Origin of the sequence: Pseudonocardia sp. SID8383 (genome assembly GCF_009864975.1) — a bacterium.
Lineage (GTDB): Bacteria > Actinomycetota > Actinomycetes > Mycobacteriales > Pseudonocardiaceae > Pseudonocardia > Pseudonocardia alni.
In genome coordinates this window covers 1-14,894 of record NZ_WWFY01000954.1, presented here as the reverse complement: position 1 = coordinate 14,894, position 14,894 = coordinate 1, and the positions used below count along the sequence as shown (strand labels likewise).

The 14,894-nt window shown below is 73.7% G+C and carries 16 protein-coding genes and 2 pseudogenes; 12 read left to right on the top strand and 6 right to left on the bottom strand.

Annotation, left to right across the window (positions count from 1 at the left end):
• From GTW08_RS22690 to GTW08_RS22665, 6 genes and pseudogenes are all read left to right on the top strand, one after another.
• Positions 1-439 (top strand): annotated as a pseudogene (locus GTW08_RS22690) (acetyl-CoA C-acyltransferase); the annotation flags it as partial.
• Positions 436-1,113, top strand: coding sequence for an energy-coupling factor ABC transporter ATP-binding protein (locus tag GTW08_RS22685; RefSeq protein WP_073573784.1), 678 nt, complete (start codon positions 436-438; stop codon positions 1,111-1,113). The pseudogene GTW08_RS22690 and the gene GTW08_RS22685, both read left to right, overlap by 4 nt.
• A complete protein-coding gene (locus tag GTW08_RS22680) occupies positions 1,110-1,751 on the top strand; it encodes an energy-coupling factor transporter transmembrane component T family protein (protein WP_073573783.1) in 642 nt (213 codons plus the stop codon). Before GTW08_RS22685 ends, GTW08_RS22680 begins: the two co-directional genes overlap by 4 nt.
• A 30-nt stretch (positions 1,752-1,781) precedes the next feature.
• Complete coding sequence (locus tag GTW08_RS22675; protein ID WP_073573782.1) at positions 1,782-2,030, top strand: type II toxin-antitoxin system Phd/YefM family antitoxin; 249 nt, start codon at positions 1,782-1,784, stop codon at positions 2,028-2,030.
• Complete coding sequence (locus tag GTW08_RS22670) at positions 2,014-2,397, top strand: type II toxin-antitoxin system VapC family toxin (RefSeq protein WP_073573781.1); 384 nt, start codon at positions 2,014-2,016, stop codon at positions 2,395-2,397. The genes GTW08_RS22675 and GTW08_RS22670 overlap by 17 nt, the downstream gene beginning before the upstream one ends.
• Positions 2,398-2,410: 13 nt before the next feature.
• The gene (locus GTW08_RS22665; protein WP_062399200.1) at positions 2,411-3,265 is read left to right on the top strand and encodes an alpha/beta fold hydrolase; all 855 of its coding nucleotides are present in this window, start codon (positions 2,411-2,413) and stop codon (positions 3,263-3,265) included.
• Here the strand turns inward: GTW08_RS22665 and GTW08_RS22660 are convergent.
• On the bottom strand, positions 3,262-3,702 hold the full coding sequence (locus tag GTW08_RS22660; protein ID WP_073573780.1) for an RrF2 family transcriptional regulator: 441 nt from the start codon (positions 3,700-3,702) through the stop codon (positions 3,262-3,264). The genes GTW08_RS22665 and GTW08_RS22660 overlap by 4 nt on opposite strands.
• Before the next feature lie 164 nt (positions 3,703-3,866).
• Here GTW08_RS22660 and GTW08_RS22655 point away from each other — a divergent pair, with 164 nt between their 5' ends.
• Complete coding sequence (locus GTW08_RS22655) at positions 3,867-4,991, top strand: 12-oxophytodienoate reductase (protein WP_073573779.1); 1,125 nt, start codon at positions 3,867-3,869, stop codon at positions 4,989-4,991.
• A gap of 9 nt (positions 4,992-5,000) precedes the next feature.
• On the opposite strand, the gene pseI is transcribed toward GTW08_RS22655, so the two are convergent.
• Both pseI and GTW08_RS22645 read right to left on the bottom strand, forming a co-directional pair.
• On the bottom strand, positions 5,001-6,059 hold the full coding sequence (pseI, locus tag GTW08_RS22650) for a pseudaminic acid synthase (RefSeq protein ID WP_073573845.1): 1,059 nt from the start codon (positions 6,057-6,059) through the stop codon (positions 5,001-5,003).
• A 10-nt stretch (positions 6,060-6,069) separates the two neighbouring features.
• Entirely contained in the window at positions 6,070-7,071 is a 1,002-nt protein-coding gene (locus GTW08_RS22645; protein ID WP_073573778.1) for a putative sugar O-methyltransferase, read from the bottom strand.
• 129 nt (positions 7,072-7,200) lie between these two features.
• Between GTW08_RS22645 and GTW08_RS22640 the strand changes: the two genes are divergently transcribed.
• The 4 genes from GTW08_RS22640 to GTW08_RS22625 all read left to right on the top strand — a co-directional run bounded on the left by GTW08_RS22640 (position 7,201) and on the right by GTW08_RS22625 (position 11,554).
• On the top strand, positions 7,201-7,878 hold the full coding sequence (locus tag GTW08_RS22640; RefSeq protein WP_083657989.1) for a glycosyltransferase family 2 protein: 678 nt from the start codon (positions 7,201-7,203) through the stop codon (positions 7,876-7,878).
• Positions 7,875-8,357 carry a DUF2304 domain-containing protein gene (locus GTW08_RS22635; RefSeq protein ID WP_073573776.1) on the top strand — a complete coding sequence of 161 codons (483 nt, stop codon included), beginning with the start codon at positions 7,875-7,877 and terminating at the stop codon, positions 8,355-8,357. The genes GTW08_RS22640 and GTW08_RS22635 overlap by 4 nt, the downstream gene beginning before the upstream one ends.
• Before the next feature lie 145 nt (positions 8,358-8,502).
• Complete coding sequence (locus GTW08_RS22630) at positions 8,503-10,533, top strand: DUF6541 family protein (RefSeq protein ID WP_346009957.1); 2,031 nt, start codon at positions 8,503-8,505, stop codon at positions 10,531-10,533.
• A gap of 76 nt (positions 10,534-10,609) precedes the next feature.
• Positions 10,610-11,554 (top strand): NAD-dependent epimerase/dehydratase family protein, encoded by a 945-nt coding sequence (locus GTW08_RS22625; protein ID WP_073573774.1) that lies wholly within the window; start codon positions 10,610-10,612, stop codon positions 11,552-11,554.
• A 69-nt stretch (positions 11,555-11,623) separates the two neighbouring features.
• On the opposite strand, the gene GTW08_RS22620 is transcribed toward GTW08_RS22625, so the two are convergent.
• The 3 genes from GTW08_RS22620 to GTW08_RS22610 all read right to left on the bottom strand — a co-directional run bounded on the left by GTW08_RS22620 (position 11,624) and on the right by GTW08_RS22610 (position 14,279).
• Positions 11,624-12,697 (bottom strand): decaprenyl-phosphate phosphoribosyltransferase, encoded by a 1,074-nt coding sequence (locus tag GTW08_RS22620; RefSeq protein ID WP_161152499.1) that lies wholly within the window; start codon positions 12,695-12,697, stop codon positions 11,624-11,626.
• A gap of 4 nt (positions 12,698-12,701) precedes the next feature.
• On the bottom strand, positions 12,702-13,283 hold the full coding sequence (locus GTW08_RS22615) for a phosphatase PAP2 family protein (RefSeq protein WP_301549059.1): 582 nt from the start codon (positions 13,281-13,283) through the stop codon (positions 12,702-12,704).
• 156 nt (positions 13,284-13,439) lie between these two features.
• A complete protein-coding gene (locus tag GTW08_RS22610) occupies positions 13,440-14,279 on the bottom strand; it encodes an HAD hydrolase family protein (RefSeq protein WP_161152498.1) in 840 nt (279 codons plus the stop codon).
• 66 nt (positions 14,280-14,345) lie between these two features.
• Between GTW08_RS22610 and GTW08_RS22605 the strand changes: the two are divergent.
• A pseudogene (locus GTW08_RS22605) lies at positions 14,346-14,894 on the top strand (glycosyltransferase); the annotation flags it as partial.

Genomic DNA, 14,894 nt, shown 5'->3' with positions numbered 1-14,894 from the left:
GAACTCCTGCGGGGTGAACGACGGGGCCGCCGCCGTCGCGCTGGTGCCGGAGTGGCGACGCCGGGAGCTGGGCGTGCCCGGCCTCGCGCTGGTCTCGGCCGCCACCCGGGGCTGCTCCCCGGCCGACCTCGGTCTCGGCGCCGTCCCCGCCCTCGCCGCGCTCCGCGACCGGCCGAAGTCCCCGGACGCCGTCGAGTTCACCGAGGCGTTCGCCGGGCAGGCGCTGGCCTGCCTCGACGCGGCCGGGATCGACGAGCACCGGGTGAGCCCGGACGGCGGCGCGATCGCGCTCGGCCACCCCTGGGGCGCCTCCGGCGCGGTGCTGGTCGTGCGGCTGTTCCACCGGCTCGTCGTGCAGGGCCGCGGCGAGACCGGGATCGCGGCGCTGTCCTCCGGCGGCGGCCTCGGCGTCGCGACGAGCTGGCGGGTGGTCCGGTGATCGAGTTCGAGGCGGTCGGGCACCGCTACGGCGAGCGCACCGTCCTCGACGGCGTCACCCTCACCCTCGCCGAGCCCCGGGTCGCGCTGGTCGGCGCGAACGGCTCCGGCAAGTCCACGCTGGCCCGGACCGTGAACGGGCTCGTCGCACCGAGCTCGGGCAGCGTCCGCGTCGACGGCCGCGACCCCGCCCGCGACGGTGCCGCCGTCCGCCGCCGGGTCGGGTTCGTCTTCAGCGACCCCGACTCCCAGATCGTCATGCCAACCGCCGGTGAGGACGTCGCGTTCTCGCTGCGCCGGACCGTGCGCGACCGGGCCGAGCGCGCCCGGCTCGCCGCGGAGACGCTCGCCGGGTTCGGGCTGGGCGACCACGTCGAGCACCCCGCGCACCAGCTCTCCGGCGGGCAGAAGCAGCTGCTCGCGCTGGCCGCGGTGCTCGTGCTGGATCCGGACGTGCTGGTCTGCGACGAGCCGACCACCCTGCTCGACCTGCGCAACAAGCGCGCCTTCGCCGACCGGCTCGCCGGGCTGCGCCAGCAGGTCCTGCTCGCCACGCACGACCTGGACCTGCTGACGGGCTTCGACCGCGTCGTCGTCCTCGACGGCGGGCGGGTCGTCGCCGACGACGAGCCCGGTCCGGCCGTCGCGTACTACCGCAGGCTCTGCGGCTCGTGACCCCGCTGGGGCTCTACGCGCCCGGTGACAGCCTGCTGCACCGGGCGCCCGCCGGGCCGTCGCTGCTCGTGGTGCTGGCCCTCGCGGTCGGGGCGGTGCTCACCGAGGACCCGCGGGTGCTCGGCGGGCTGTGCCTGGCCGTCGCCGCCGGCTACCTGGTCGCCCGGATCCCGTGGCACCGGGCCCGGCCGGTGCTGCGCACGCTGGTGCTGCTGGCCGTGCTGCTCGGGGCGGTCCAGTGGTGGCTGCTCGGGCCGGAACGGACGCTGGTGATCGTGCTCCGGCTGGTCGCCGCGATGGGCGCGGCGACCCTGTTCACCCTCACCACCCGGGTGGACGACCTGGTCGGCGCCGTGGAGCGGAGACTCGGCCCGCTGCGCCGGTTCGGTCTCGCACCCGAACGCCTCGGCCTTCTCGTCGGGCTGACGGTGCAGTCGATCGGGACGCTGTCCGGCATCGCGGGGCAGGTCCGGGCCGCGGCGAAGGCGCGCGGGGCGGACCGCTCCCCGACGGCGTTCGCGGTGCCGTTCCTGGTACGGACGCTGCGACACGCGGACGCGCTCGGGGAGGCACTCGCCGCGCGCGGGTGGGGCGACGACGAACCCGACGACCGACCCGGATCCCGAAGGATGGACTAAGCTGGACCAGGTCCGACGGACGGAGGCACCGTGACCGCCGAGTTCAACATCCACGAGGCCAAGACCCACCTGTCCCGACTGCTGGAGCGCGTCGCCGCGGGCGAACAGATCGTCATCTCGCGCGCCGGCACGCCCGTGGCGGACCTGGTGCCGCACCAGCGCCGGACCGTGCGCCTGGGCGGGCTCCGCGACCGCGTCCGTTACGACGACGCCGACTTCGTGGGCGTCGACCAGGACATCCAGGCCATGTTCTACGGCGACGATGCTGCTCCTCGATAGCCAGGCCCTGCTGTGGGTCCTCACCGACAGCGAACGGCTCGGCCCGAAGGCGCGCGAGATCATCGGGACCGCGACCGCGGTCCACGTCTCGGCGGCATCGGTCTGGGAACTCACCATCAAGGCCATGCTGGGGAAGCTCGACGTCCCGGCCGGGCTCCCGGAGCTGCTGGAGGAGCAGGGGTTGGTCGTCCTGGACGTGACGGCCACCCACGCCGAGGGCCTGCGTGCCTTCCCCGAACTCGCCCGCCACGACCCGTTCGACCGGCTCATCACCGCCCAGGCGGACCAGGACGGCATGCGGCTGCTCACCGCGGACCGGGTACTGCTCGGGCTCGGACGGAGCTTCGTCGTCGACGCGACCCGCTGACCGGGAGGACCCGATGACCGCACTGCGCGACCATGTGATCCCCCGCCCCGAGGGCGACCTGCACGTCCACCTCGCGGGCGAGTCCGGCCCACCCGTGCTGCTGCTGTCCGGGGCCGGCCTCGACAACGCGCTGCTCAGCTGGCACCACCTGATCCCCGACCTCGCCCGCGACCACCGCGTCATCGCCCCCGACTGGCCGAAGCAGGGGCGCAGCCGGCCGTGGCGGGGCCGGGCCGGCCACGACGTGCTGCTCCGGACGGTCGTCGACGTGCTGGACGACCTCGGCGTCGAGCGTGCTGCGGTCGTCGGGCTCTCCCAGGGCGGCGCCCTCGCACTGGCCACCGCGATCGAGCACCCGGAGCGGGTGGAACGCGTGGTGGCGCTCGCTCCGGCCGGGACACTGAGCTTCCCGCCGGGGCTGCACCAGCTGTTGTGGCTGACCGCGCGGGTGCCGCTGCTCTCGCGGACCCTGCCGAACCTGGCGTTCCGGAGCCGGGCGGCGGTCACCGCGTTCACCCGGCGCGCCCTGTTCGGCGACGCAGGCCGCGTGGCCGACCTCGACGGGATCGTCGATCAGATCCTGGGCGAGGCCCGGGCCGGGAACGCGGGCAGCTCCGACTGGCAGAACGACTCGATCGGGTTCCGCCGGATGCGGGTCGACCTGCGCCCCCGGCTCCCGGAGATCCGCTGCCCCGCCCTGTTCGTGCAGGGCGACCGGGATGCGGGCGTCCCCGTCGCGACGACGCGCGCGGCGGCCGCGGCCGTCCCGGGCGCCCGGTTCGTGGTGCTGCCCGGCCGTGGCCACTGGTCCAACCGGGAGTCCCCGGACGAGGTGAACGCGCTGGTCAGGGAGTTCCTCGACGGTTAGGGCGCCGCGCGGTCCAGGCCCCGCATCTCGCGCAGCGCGTCGACGAGGGTCCGGCACCCCAGCGACTGCAGCACCGCCCCCTCCACCTCGACGGTCAGCCGGGCGAAGTACTCCGCGGCGTTCGTCGTCACCGGGCAGACGTGCTCGCTCTCCGGGCGGCACGCCCAGAGCGGCTTCTCCCCCACCGCGCAGCGGTAGATCTCGGCCAGGGTGATCTCCCCGGCCGGCCGGGCGAGCCGGGCACCCCCGCTGCGCCCCCTGCTGGACTCGACGAGGCCGTGCACCCCGAGCGGCACCAGCAGCTTGCGCACCACGCTGGCGTTCGTGCCGAGTGCCTCGGCGAGCCGTCCGGAGCTGACGGTCGGACTGTCGCCCTCGGCCGCGGCGGCGAGGTACAGCATCGCCTGCAGGGCACTGGAGAACCGGATGTCCAGCACGACCTCACCTCCCGTCCCGGGCCGCCAGCGTACCCGTCGCGCCCGAAAAGGTGGTGGTCACTGTTGCAGTTCACGGAGCCATATGTATCTTTGATCAGAACCATTTGACGCCTCCGCCCGGACCCGCCGACGTGCCTGGACGGCCCACCCCTCAGGAGTGCCTCGTGTCCACCCGCGCCGCACGGCTTCTCGGCCGCCCGTACACCCTCGGCTCCGCGGAGCTGCCCAACCGCATCGTCATGGCCCCGATGACCCGGGCGTTCTCCCCCGGCGGTGTCCCCGGCACCGACGTGGCGGCCTACTACGCGCGCCGTGCCGCCGCCGGTACCGGCCTGATCATCACCGAGGGCACCTACATCGACGACCCCTCCGCGGGCGACGTCGCCGCCGTCCCGCGCTTTCACGGCGAGGCGTCGCTGGCCGGGTGGGCGGACGTCGTCGAGGCGGTGCACGGGGCGGGTGGCCGGATCATGCCGCAGATCTGGCACGTCGGGATCACCCGCGAGGCCGGGAAGCCGCCGTTCCCCGAGGCGCCGTCGGTCGGCCCGTCCGGCATCGCGCTCGACGGCACCGAGGGCGCCGGCACCGCGCTGGACCTCGCCGGGATCGACCGGATCGTCGGCGCGTTCGCCGAGGCCGCGGCGCAGGCCGAGCGGATCGGTTTCGACGGTGTCGAGCTGCACGGCGCGCACGGCTACCTGATCGACGAGTTCCTGTGGGAGCGGACCAACCGCCGCACCGACGGCTACGCCGGCGGCGCCGCCGAGCGGGCCCGCTTCGCGGCCGAGATCGTCGCCGCCGTCCGCGAGCGCGTCGCCCCCGACTTCCCGGTCGTGTTCCGGTTCTCCCAGTGGAAGGCCGGTGCCTACGACGCGCAGCTCGCCCGGACCCCCGACGAGCTGGCCGACGTGCTGACCCCGCTCGCCGACGCCGGGGTGACCGCGTTCCACGCGTCCGGGCGCCGCTACTGGGAGCCGGAGTTCCCCGAGGCCGACGCCGAGCTGAACATCGCCGGGTGGACGCGCAAGGTCACCGGCCTGCCGACGATCACCGTCGGCTCGGTCGGCCTGGACCAGGTCTTCGCCCCGGAGATGTTCGTCGGCGGCGACGCGCACGCCGACGTCAGCGGCGTCGAGAAGCTCCTCGACCGGCTGGAGGACGACGAGTTCGACCTCGTCGCCGTCGGCCGGGCGCTGCTGGCCGACCCCGAGTGGGCCCGCAAGGTCCTCGACGGCCGCGAGTCCGAGCTGGTGCCCTTCACCAAGGCGGCACTGGGCACCCTGCACTGAGCGGGTCGCTCAGATCAGGTCCCAGGTCAGCGGGGTGCCGCGGGCGACGTCGCGGGTGAAGGTCCGGCCGAGCACGGTGCCGATCGTGTCGGTGTGCAGGCCACCGGCCGGACGGATCGACCGCACGTTGTCCGCGGTGACCTGCTCCCCCGCGGCGACGTCGGCGACCACCCACAGCGACCGGCGCAGCGCGAGGGTGTCGCGCTCGGACTCGCGCGGGCCGAACCGGGCAGGGCCCATCGCGCGTCGTGCCACGTCGGTCTCGGTGACCAGCGACGCCAGCTCGGCGGGCTCCAGGGAGAAGTCGGAGTCGACGCCGCCGTCGGCGCGCTGCAGCGTCACGTGCTTCTCGATCGCGACCGCGCCGAGCGCCACCGCGGCGACCGGCACCCCGATGCCCGGGGTGTGGTCGGACAGCCCGATCGGGACGCCGAACGCCTCGCGCAGCGCAGGGATCGTCTGCAGGTTCGCGTCGACCGGGTCCGCCGGGTACGAGGCGGTGCAGGCCAGAAGCACGATCTGCGTCGCACCGCCCTCCCGGGCGGCGGCGACGGCGGCGTCGATCTCGGCCAGCGTCGCCATCCCGGTGGAGATCACCATCGGCTTGCCGGTCGCGGCCATCGCCCGGATCAGCGGCAGGTCGACCAGCTCGGCCGAGGCCACCTTGTACGCCGGCGCGTCGACGGACTCCAGCAGCTCGATCGCCGTCGGGTCGAACGGCGAGGAGAACGGCACGAGCCCGTGCTCACGCGCCCGGGCGAACAGCGGCTCGTGCCACTCCCACGGCGTGTGCGCCTGTTCGTAGAGCTGGTACAGGTTCCGGCCGCCCCACAGACCGTGGTCGTCGCGGATCCGGAAGGCCGGACCGTCGGCGTCGATGGTGATCGTGTCGGCCCGGTAGGTCTGGAACTTCACCGCCTGCGCCCCGGTGCCGGCGATCGCGTCGACGATCTCCAGCGCCCGGTCCAGCGAGCCGTTGTGGTTGCCGGAGACCTCCGCGATGACGAACGGTCGCTCGCCGGGGCCCACGCGGTGGCCGCCGATCTCGATCGGGTCCGGGGTGCGCATGCGCGCCACCCTACGAGCGCCGCGCGAGCACCATCACCTCGGACACCGTGCCCTCGGAGTCCTGGCCGTAGAGCCCGGCGTCGGAGTCGACGAGCTCGAACCGGTCGAACATCTCCAGGTAGCGGTGGCGCAGCATGGGCTCCCGGACTCCTCGCTTGCCGGTCGGGGAGTTGCGCAGCAGCAGCCAGCGGGCGCCCAGGTCGGTGACCAGGCTCGCGTAGTTCGCGACGACGTCGGGCTCCATCTCCTGGAAGGAGATGAAGTTGGCGAACAGGTCGACGGTCCCAGTGAGCCGGGGCAGCTGCCAGGAGCAGAGCACCGTCGCCGGCTGCTCCAGCTCGTCGATCACGATCTTCTCGCGCTCGCGGGTGGCGGCGTAGTCCAGGACCTTCTCCGGCCCGAGCGCCTCGCGCAGGTAGTGCGTGGCGACGGCGGCGACCGGCGGGATGTCGACGTCGATGTAGCGCAGCCCGGGGTTGCCCGACAGCAGGATCTCGCCGAGCGTGCCGAACCCGCCGCCGATCTCCAGGACGGTCGAGACGTCGAGGTCCGGCACGGCGCGCTTGAGCATGACCAGCCCGCGCAGGTAGTTCAGCGACGACCGGCTGAACCGGCGGCCGTCGAACACCAGCTGCTCGGCCGGGGCGCCGGCGGCCGACTCGCTGAACCCGGCGAGCGACGGCGACCGGTCGACCGGGTCGAGGGCGGTCACCGTGGCGTGGTGGGCCCGGGCGACGGGCACCTGGTCGATCCGCTCGCGCAGCAGCGTCCCGGGGCCGCCCGCCAGACCGAAGGCCCGCGACAGGGCGGCCGCCGGGCGGGACACCGGCGCGTACTGCGGGGCGTAGAAGAACGTGGCCGAGGGGTGCCTGCGGAACTCCGCGAACCCGCGTTCGCGCAGGTCGGCGACCACCTTCTCCAGGCCGGTCCTCCAGAAGTCCGTCGGCCGGTACAGCTCCGGCGCGCTGTCCAGGTCGGCCAGCATCAGCTCGAGCAGCGTCCTCGGGTCCATGTGACGAACGGTACGGAACATCACCTTCGCCCCGATCGTGACCCACCGTCGCACGGCCCGGATCCCCGGACCGATAGCCTCTGCGGTGCGGCTGTGGACGGCCGCCGGTCAGTGACGAGGGAGTGGGACGTGGTCGCCGACACCGGCACCTGGGTGGTGGTCCCCGTGTACAACGAGGACACCGTCATCGCCGACGTCGTCGCGGAGATCCGCACGAGTTTCCCGAACGTCGTGTGCGTCGACGACGGCAGCCGGGACTCCTCCGCCGAACGCATCGCCGGCACCGAGGCGCACCTGGTGCGGCATCCGATCAACCTCGGGCAGGGCGCGTCGCTGCAGACCGGGATCGACTACGCACTCCGTTGCGGCGCCGAGCGGATCGTCACCTTCGACGCCGACGGCCAGCACGACGTCGCCGACGCCGTCCGGATGGCCGCGATCCTGCGCAGCGGCGAGGCCGACGTCGTCCTCGGGTCGCGCTTCCTGGAGTCGACCGAGCCGGTGCCGCCGCTCAAGCGGCTGGTGTTGCGCACCGTCGCGGCGCTGTCCCCGGCCAGCCGCAAGCTCAAGCTCACCGACGCCCACAACGGGCTGCGGGCCATGAACCGGGCGGTCGCCGAGGACCTGCGGATCACCATGAACGGGATGGCGCACGCGTCGGAGATCGTCGCGTCGCTGGCCCGGTCGTCGTGGCGGATCCGCGAGGTCCCGGTCACGATCCGCTACACCGAGTACTCACGATCCAAGGGCCAGTCGCTGTTCAACGGGGTGAACATCCTGTTCGACCTGTCGGTACGGCAGCGATGACCCAGGAGGCGAACACCGTGATCCTGCAGATCCTGCTCCTGGCCGCCGCGGTCGGCGCACTCGTCTACTTCGTGCGCAGCGGCCAGAGCGTCGGCGTGCGGGCGAGCAAGCGGATCGCCTTCGGCGCGTTCATCGTGCTGAACATCTATGCGGTCCTGCGCCCCGACGACCTGACCTACCTGGCCCGGGCGGTGGGCATCGGCCGTGGCACGGACCTGCTGGTCTACCTGCTCGTCGTCGCGTTCGTGTTCGGCATGCTGAACACCTACCTGCGGGACCGCGAGATCAGCCAGCACCTGACGAACCTGGCCCGCCAGATCGCCGTCCGGGACGCGGAGCTGACCCGGCGGGAGAACGACCTGGAGCAGCGGCTGACCGCGCTGGAGGGGCACGCGGCGACCGGGAACGGTCACCGGACACCTGTCGTGGAACCGGTCTCCGAGAATCTCGACGCCCCGACCCGGACGTCCGGGGGCTGATCCGATCCTCCGGCACGATGTGGTCACGAACTCCGGACGCGAGGCGTGGGGGCACGAGCCATTCGAGTGCCGCTCGTAAACTCCCGAGGATGCGGCACGGCATCGACGCCTCGGGCAGGGCACCCGGAACACCAGGGTCCCGCTCGTGAGTTGGCTCGAAGCCGTACCGGCGGCGTTGGTCGCCGTGGTGTGGTGTGTGGCGCCCGGTGTCGTGTGGCTCCGGGTGCTGGGCTGGCACGGCATCGCCTGCTGGGGTGGTGCACCGGTCGTCTCGGTCGCCCTGGTCGCGGTGACCGCAGTGGTCTCCGGTCGGCTCGGAGTGCCCTGGGGTCCACTGCCCGTCGTCGCGGCGACCGTGCTCGGAGCGGTCGTGCTGTTCGGTACCCGAGCAGCGATGCGACAGCGGCCCCGGAGTTCCGGCGGACCCGCGGCCCCGTCCCGGTATGTCGCATTCCTCCGTGGAGGGTCGGACGGACCGTGGTCACGCCCGGCCCTGCTCGCCGGACTCGTCGTCACCGTGGCACTCGGGTGGCTCACCGTGGTGCTGGCCTTCGGTCGGGTGGACGCGATCTCCCCCACCTATGACGCCGTGCACCACTACAGCGCCGTGGCACACATCTTGACCACGGGCGACGGTTCGTCGCTGACGCTCGGCGAGCTGACCAGTCCGGGTCGGCCGACGGGTTATCCCGCGGCCTGGCACGATCTCGTCGCGCTCGTGGTCCTCACATCGGGGGCATCGATCCCCGCCGCGTCGAACCTGATGGCGTTCGCAGCCGCTGCCGTCGTCTGGCCACTCGGATGCGCTCTGCTCACGCGCCAGGTCGCCGGCCCCCGCGCCGGGGTCCTGCTCGTCGCCCCTGTCCTGGCCACCGCATTCACGGCCATGCCCTGGCTGGTGATGACCTGGGGGGTCCTGTGGCCCAATCTCCTCGGTCTCGCCCTCGTGCCGGCCGCACTGGCCGCGGTGGTCGCCTTCGTGATGCCGGCGGACGACAGCGCGCTGAGCCGGTCCTCTGCGCTGCTCCTGGGGGCAGTCGCCGCGCCCGGCCTGAGTCTGGCCCATCCCAACGCGGTGATCAGCTTGCTCGTGCTCGGGCTGTCGCCGGTCGCGGTGGCCGCGATCGTCTCGGCCGTGCGGGCCGCACGGGCGGGAAAGCGGCTGCGGACTGTCGCCGGTCCTGTCGGCGCCGTCGCGCTCGCGGCGGGTGTTCTCTGGTTGCTCGCCTGGTCACCGTTCCTGGCGAGCGTCCGAGCCTTCGATTGGCCTGCGTCCATGGGGGCACACGATGCAGTGCTCGGCGTCCTGTGGAACGGGACGAACGGACGTCCCCCGCTCTACGTCGTCTCGGTTCTCGTACTGGTCGGTGGGGTCTTCGCACTGCGGCATGCGCGCACCGCCTGGCTCGTGCCCGCCCACCTGACCTCGGCCTTCCTGTACGTCCTCGCGATCGCGCGGGAGGGCGACGTGGTTACCGCTCTGACGGGCGCCTGGTACAACGACTCGTACCGGCTCGCCGCCATGGTCCCGATCACAGGTGTGCCGCTGGCGGCGATCGGGGTGACCGGCACGGTCAGCGGGCTGGTCGGGGTGTGGGCACGACGCGCCTCCCGACCGTCGGGTTCCCCCAACATGGTCACGGTGACAGCGGCAGCGGTCACCCTGACCGCGGCCGTCCTCGTGGTGGCGTCCGACGGGTTCCGGGTCGGGGTACACGCGTTCGTGGTCGCCGGGACGTATCAGCGTGAGGCCACCTGGATGCTCCAGCCCGGTCAGCGAGACTTCCTGGAAGCCGCCGGACGGGCGGTACCTGCCGGCGAGGTGGTGGCGGCGAACCCCTGGACCGGCAACGCCCTCGTCTACCCGTTGACCGGACGGGAGACGATGTTCCCCCACATGTCGGGCAACTGGACACCGGAGCAGAAGCTGATCCAGGAGCGGCTCCGTGACGCAGCCGTCGACCCGTCGGTGTGCAGGGCGGTGCGCGCGACCGATCTGAAGTACGCGATCGACGGTCCCGTGTCGTACTGGCCCTGGGACCGTCGTTCCCAGAGTTTCCCCGGCTTGACCGGCCTGGACCGTGCACCCGGGTTCGAGCCCGTCCTCTCCGGGGGCGGCAGCACGCTCTACCGGATCACCGCCTGCGGCGCGGGCCCTGCCCGCTCCACCGGCTGAGGCGCCCCGGGGCACCCGCGGTTACCGTGTGCGCGCAGCCGGGTGCACACACCGTCCGCCCCGGAGGAAGGCAGGTATGCGCGCACTCGTCACCGGTGGAGCCGGCTTCATCGGCTCCACCCTGGTCGAGTCCCTGCTCACCCGCGGCGACGACGTCCTCGTCGTCGACGACCTCTCCGCCGGGACCCGGGACAACCTCGCCCCGGGTGTCACGGTGGCCGAGTTCGACGTCCGCGACACCGCCGCGCTCACCGCGCTGGCCGCGGAGTACCGCCCGGACGCGGTGTTCCACCTGGCCGCCCAGATCGACGTACGCCGTTCGATGGCGGACCCGGTGCACGACGCCTCGGTCAACGTCCTCGGCACGCTGAGCGTGCTGCAGGCGGCCCGGGACGCGGGCGCGGGCGCGGTCGTCGTCTGCTCCACCGGCGGCGCCATCTACGGCGACGGCGCCCCCCTGCCGACGACCGAGGCGGAGCCGGCCGAGCCGGAGTCGCCGTACGGGATGAGCAAGCTCGCCGCGGAGCGCTACACCCGGTTCTTCGTGCGGGCGCACGGCCTCCCGGCGCTGGTGCTGCGCTTCGCGAACGTCTACGGGCCGCGCCAGCACCCGGCGGGCGGGGCCGGGGTCGTCTCGCTGTTCTGCGACCGGGCCCGCACCGGGCTGCGGCCGACCGTGTTCGGCGACGGCGGCCAGACCCGCGACTTCCTCTACGTCGGCGACGTCGCCCGGGCGGCGCTCGCCTCGGCCGACCGGCTCGCGGCCGGGGAACTGGCCGGCGAGGTGTTCAACGTCGGCACCGGAACCGAGTCCACGGTCGTCGAGCTGGCCGCGACGATCGGGGAGATCGCCGGGCTCGCCCCGGAGGCGTTCGCGCCGGAGTTCCTCCCGGCCCGGGCCGGGGAGCTGCGCCGCAGCTGCCTCGACCCGTCGCGCGGGATCGCCGCGCTCGGCCTGCCCGCGCCGACACCGCTCGCCGAGGGCCTCGCACACACCTGGGCCTGGCACACCGGGTGCTGACACGCCGGGCGCCGACACACCGCGGGCCCGGCCCCCGTGCGGGGAACCGGGCCCGGGTGGCGGCCGGCGTCAGCTGTAGACGGCCAGGGTGAGCATCGCGATCCAGGCCAGCGCCAGGACCTGCAGCGCCCGGTCGCCGAGCGCGATCTCCTCGGGCTCGCCGCCGGTGCCCCGGTCGACGTCCACCGAGTAGCGCAGCACCGCGATCACGAACGGCACGATCGACAGCACCGACCACACCGAGTTGTGGTCCTCGCGGATCTCGAACGCCCACAGCCCGTACATGACGATCATGACGGTGGCCGAGAGCGACCAGATGTAGCGCAGGTAGGACGCCGTGTAGTTCTCCAGCGACTTGCGGATCTTGGCCCCGGTGCGCTCGGCGAGGTTGATCTCCGCGTAGCGCTTGCCGGCGACCATGAACAGTGAGCCGAACCCGGTGACCAGCAGGAACCACTGCGACAGCGGGATGCCGGTGGCCACACCGCCGGCGATGGAGCGCATCAGGAAGCCGGAGGCGACGATGCAGATGTCGAGCACCGGCTGGTGCTTGAGCCACAGGCAGTAGGACAGCTGCACCGCCACGTAGACGGCGAGCACGATGATCAGCTGCCAGGTCACGGCGAACGACAGCGCGATCGCCCCGGCGAACAGCACGCCCGCCGCGACGAAGGCCAGCGGCACCGGGACGATGCCGGACGCGATCGGGCGGCGGCGCTTGGTCGGGTGCGCCCGGTCGGCCTCGACGTCGAGCGCGTCGTTGACCAGGTACACGCCGGACGCGGCCAGCGAGAACGCGACGAACGCGATCAGGCAGTCGATCAGGATCGGAACGTCGAACAGTTGGCCGCTGACGAACGGCGCGGCGAAGACCAGGACGTTCTTCACCCACTGGCGGGGGCGCATCGTCTTGAGCAGGCCGCGGGCGACCATCGCGGTGGTGCGCTCGGACGGGTCCATCGGCACGTGCGGGGCGTGCTCGGCGGCGACGGCGGCCGGGGCCGCGTCGGCCTCGTGGCCCTCGGGGGCGCCTGCGTCGTCGGGGGCGTCCGGGACGACGGGGGTCTGCGGGTCGGCGGCCCGGGCGACCTTCTCCTTCTCGGAGTCGTCGCGGTCGACCTTCGTGGGGTCGGTGCTGGTCATGCGCTCACCCTCCGGTGGTGGGGTTGCGTGAGATCACGCGACGCGCGGTACCGGCGACGGCCGCGCCGAGCGCGGTGCCGGTGGCGACGTCGGTCGGGTAGTGCACGCCGAGGACCAGGCGCGACAGCGCCATCAGGCCCACACCCGCCGCGGCCACCGGGCGGGAGCGCCTGCCCAGCAGGCCGCCGTAGAGCACGGCGGCGGCGGTGGTGGACGTGGCGTGCGAGGACGGGAAGCTCAGCCGGCTCGGGGTGCCCACCAGGACCCGGACCGCGGGGTGGTCGGGGCGGCGGCGCCGGACGACGCGCTTGATCCCGATCGAGGCGCCGTGCGCGAACGCGACGGCCGCGGCGGAGCCGAGCCACTCGCGCCGGCGGGGGCGGTCCAGCGCGGCACCCACGACGCCGATCGCCAGCCAGCCCGCGGCGTGCTCGCCGAACAGCGACATCCCGCGGGCGACCCGCACGGTGGTGTCGCCTCCGAGAGCGCCCTGCACGGACGCCAGCACGGCGACCTCGCCGGTGGGCGGGACGTCGGCGGGCGGTTGCGGACCGGAACGGTCCAGGGTGTCTGCCGTGTCAGCCACGGGTGGGGGCCTCCTGGCGCGGACGCTGGCACCCGGCTCGCGGGCGATGACAGCCGGTGATGGTACGCGCGGGCGGGGTCGTGGGCCGGGTCGGGGCGGCCCGTGGGACCGGGCATGACCGCTCGTCGACGGGCGGGTGAACAGCGCCGGGTGCGCTCAGAACCAGCGCTCCAGGATCTCGGCGAGCCCGTCGTGGGTGTGCGGTGCCGTCACCTCGTCGGCGAGCCCGACCAGGTCCGGGTGGGCGTTGCCCATCGCGACGCCGAGCCCGGCCCAGCGCAGCATCTCCCGGTCATTGGGCATGTCGCCGAACGCCACGGTGTCCGCCGCGGTCACCCCGAGACGGCGGGCGACCTCGGCCAGGCCGGTCGCCTTGGTGACCCCGGGGGCGGAGGCCTCCAGCAGCCCCGACGAGTGCGAGAACGTCAGGTCGGCCAGCCCGCCGGCCTTCGGTGCGAGCGCGTCCATCATCTGCTCGCTGGTCAGCTCCGGGGAGCGGATCAGCACCTTCGTCGCCGGGCGGCCGAGCAGGTCCTCGCGGCTGGTGGAGCCGCCGTCGTGCTCGCCCCAGGCGTGGACGTAGCCGGGGTCGGTGAGGAACTCGTCGACGATCCCCCGCGGGCCGCCGTCGCCCTCGGCGTTCCCGACGCGCTCGACACCGAACCCGCAGCCGGGGAACAGCTCCGCGGCGAGGCCGGCGAGCTCGCGGATCGTGGCGGGCTCCAGGGTGTGCGCGCCGAGCACGGCGTCGTCGGCGGCGTCGTAGAGCACCGCGCCGTTCGCGCACACGCACAGCCGCACCAGGCCCTCGGGCAGCCGCGCGAGCACCGGCGGGATCCAACGCGGCGGGCGGCCGGTGACCAGCACGAAGCCGGCGCCGGCGGCGACCGCCCGCTCCAGCACGGCGACGGTGCGCGGGGTGACCGCGCCGCCGTCGTCGAGGAGGGTCCCGTCGACGTCGGTGGCGACGAGCCGGGGCGCGTTCTCGACGATCACACCCAGAGCGTACGGAACCGCGCGGAGACCGCCCCCGGACGACCGCGTGGCGGTTACCCTCGAACGGTGCGCGTTCTGGTGGTGGCGGCCCCGCTGTCGGGGCACCTGACACCGCTGTTGCCGCTCGCCCACGCGCTCTGGGACTCCGGGCACGAGGTGCTGCTCGCCGGCGGGGGCGACGCGCACCCGCTCCCCGGGACGGACCCGCTGCCGTTCATCGACGTCGCCCGCAGCCTGCGGGTGGGCAGGCTGGCCGCGCGTTCGCTCGTCGCGCACCCGGTGACCGCACGGGCCGAGCTGGCCGGGCGCGGCGGCGACGCCGGGGTGCGCTCGCTGTTCGGCCCGGTGAACGAGGAGCTGACCGACGCGCTGGTGACCGTCGCCGAGCAGTGGCGGCCCGACGTCGTGGTGTACGAGCCCCTCGCGGTCGCGGGGGCGCTCGCGGCCGCCCGGCACGACGTCCCGGCGGTGCTGCACGAGAACGGCCTGCTCGACGGGTTCGCGCTGGTCCGCACGTTGCTGGACTCCCGCCCCCTGCAGCGTGCCCGGCTCCGGCACGGGCTGCGCGGGGTCCCGCCGCCGGCGATCGCGCTGACCATCGCCCCGTCGAGCCTC

Excerpts from the sequence above, each read along its gene's own strand:
- GTW08_RS22635 (WP_073573776.1), top strand. The coding sequence starts at position 7,875 with ATGACCCAGGAGGCGAACACCGTGATCCTGCAGATCCTGCTCCTGGCC.
- GTW08_RS22625 (WP_073573774.1), top strand. The coding sequence starts at position 10,610 with ATGCGCGCACTCGTCACCGGTGGAGCCGGCTTCATCGGCTCCACCCTG.
- pseI (WP_073573845.1), bottom strand. The coding sequence starts at position 6,059 with ATGCGCACCCCGGACCCGATCGAGATCGGCGGCCACCGCGTGGGCCCC.
- GTW08_RS22670 (WP_073573781.1), top strand. The coding sequence starts at position 2,014 with ATGCTGCTCCTCGATAGCCAGGCCCTGCTGTGGGTCCTCACCGACAGC.
- GTW08_RS22620 (WP_161152499.1), bottom strand. The coding sequence starts at position 12,697 with ATGACCAGCACCGACCCCACGAAGGTCGACCGCGACGACTCCGAGAAG.
- GTW08_RS22665 (WP_062399200.1), top strand. The coding sequence starts at position 2,411 with ATGACCGCACTGCGCGACCATGTGATCCCCCGCCCCGAGGGCGACCTG.
- GTW08_RS22645 (WP_073573778.1), bottom strand. The coding sequence starts at position 7,071 with ATGGACCCGAGGACGCTGCTCGAGCTGATGCTGGCCGACCTGGACAGC.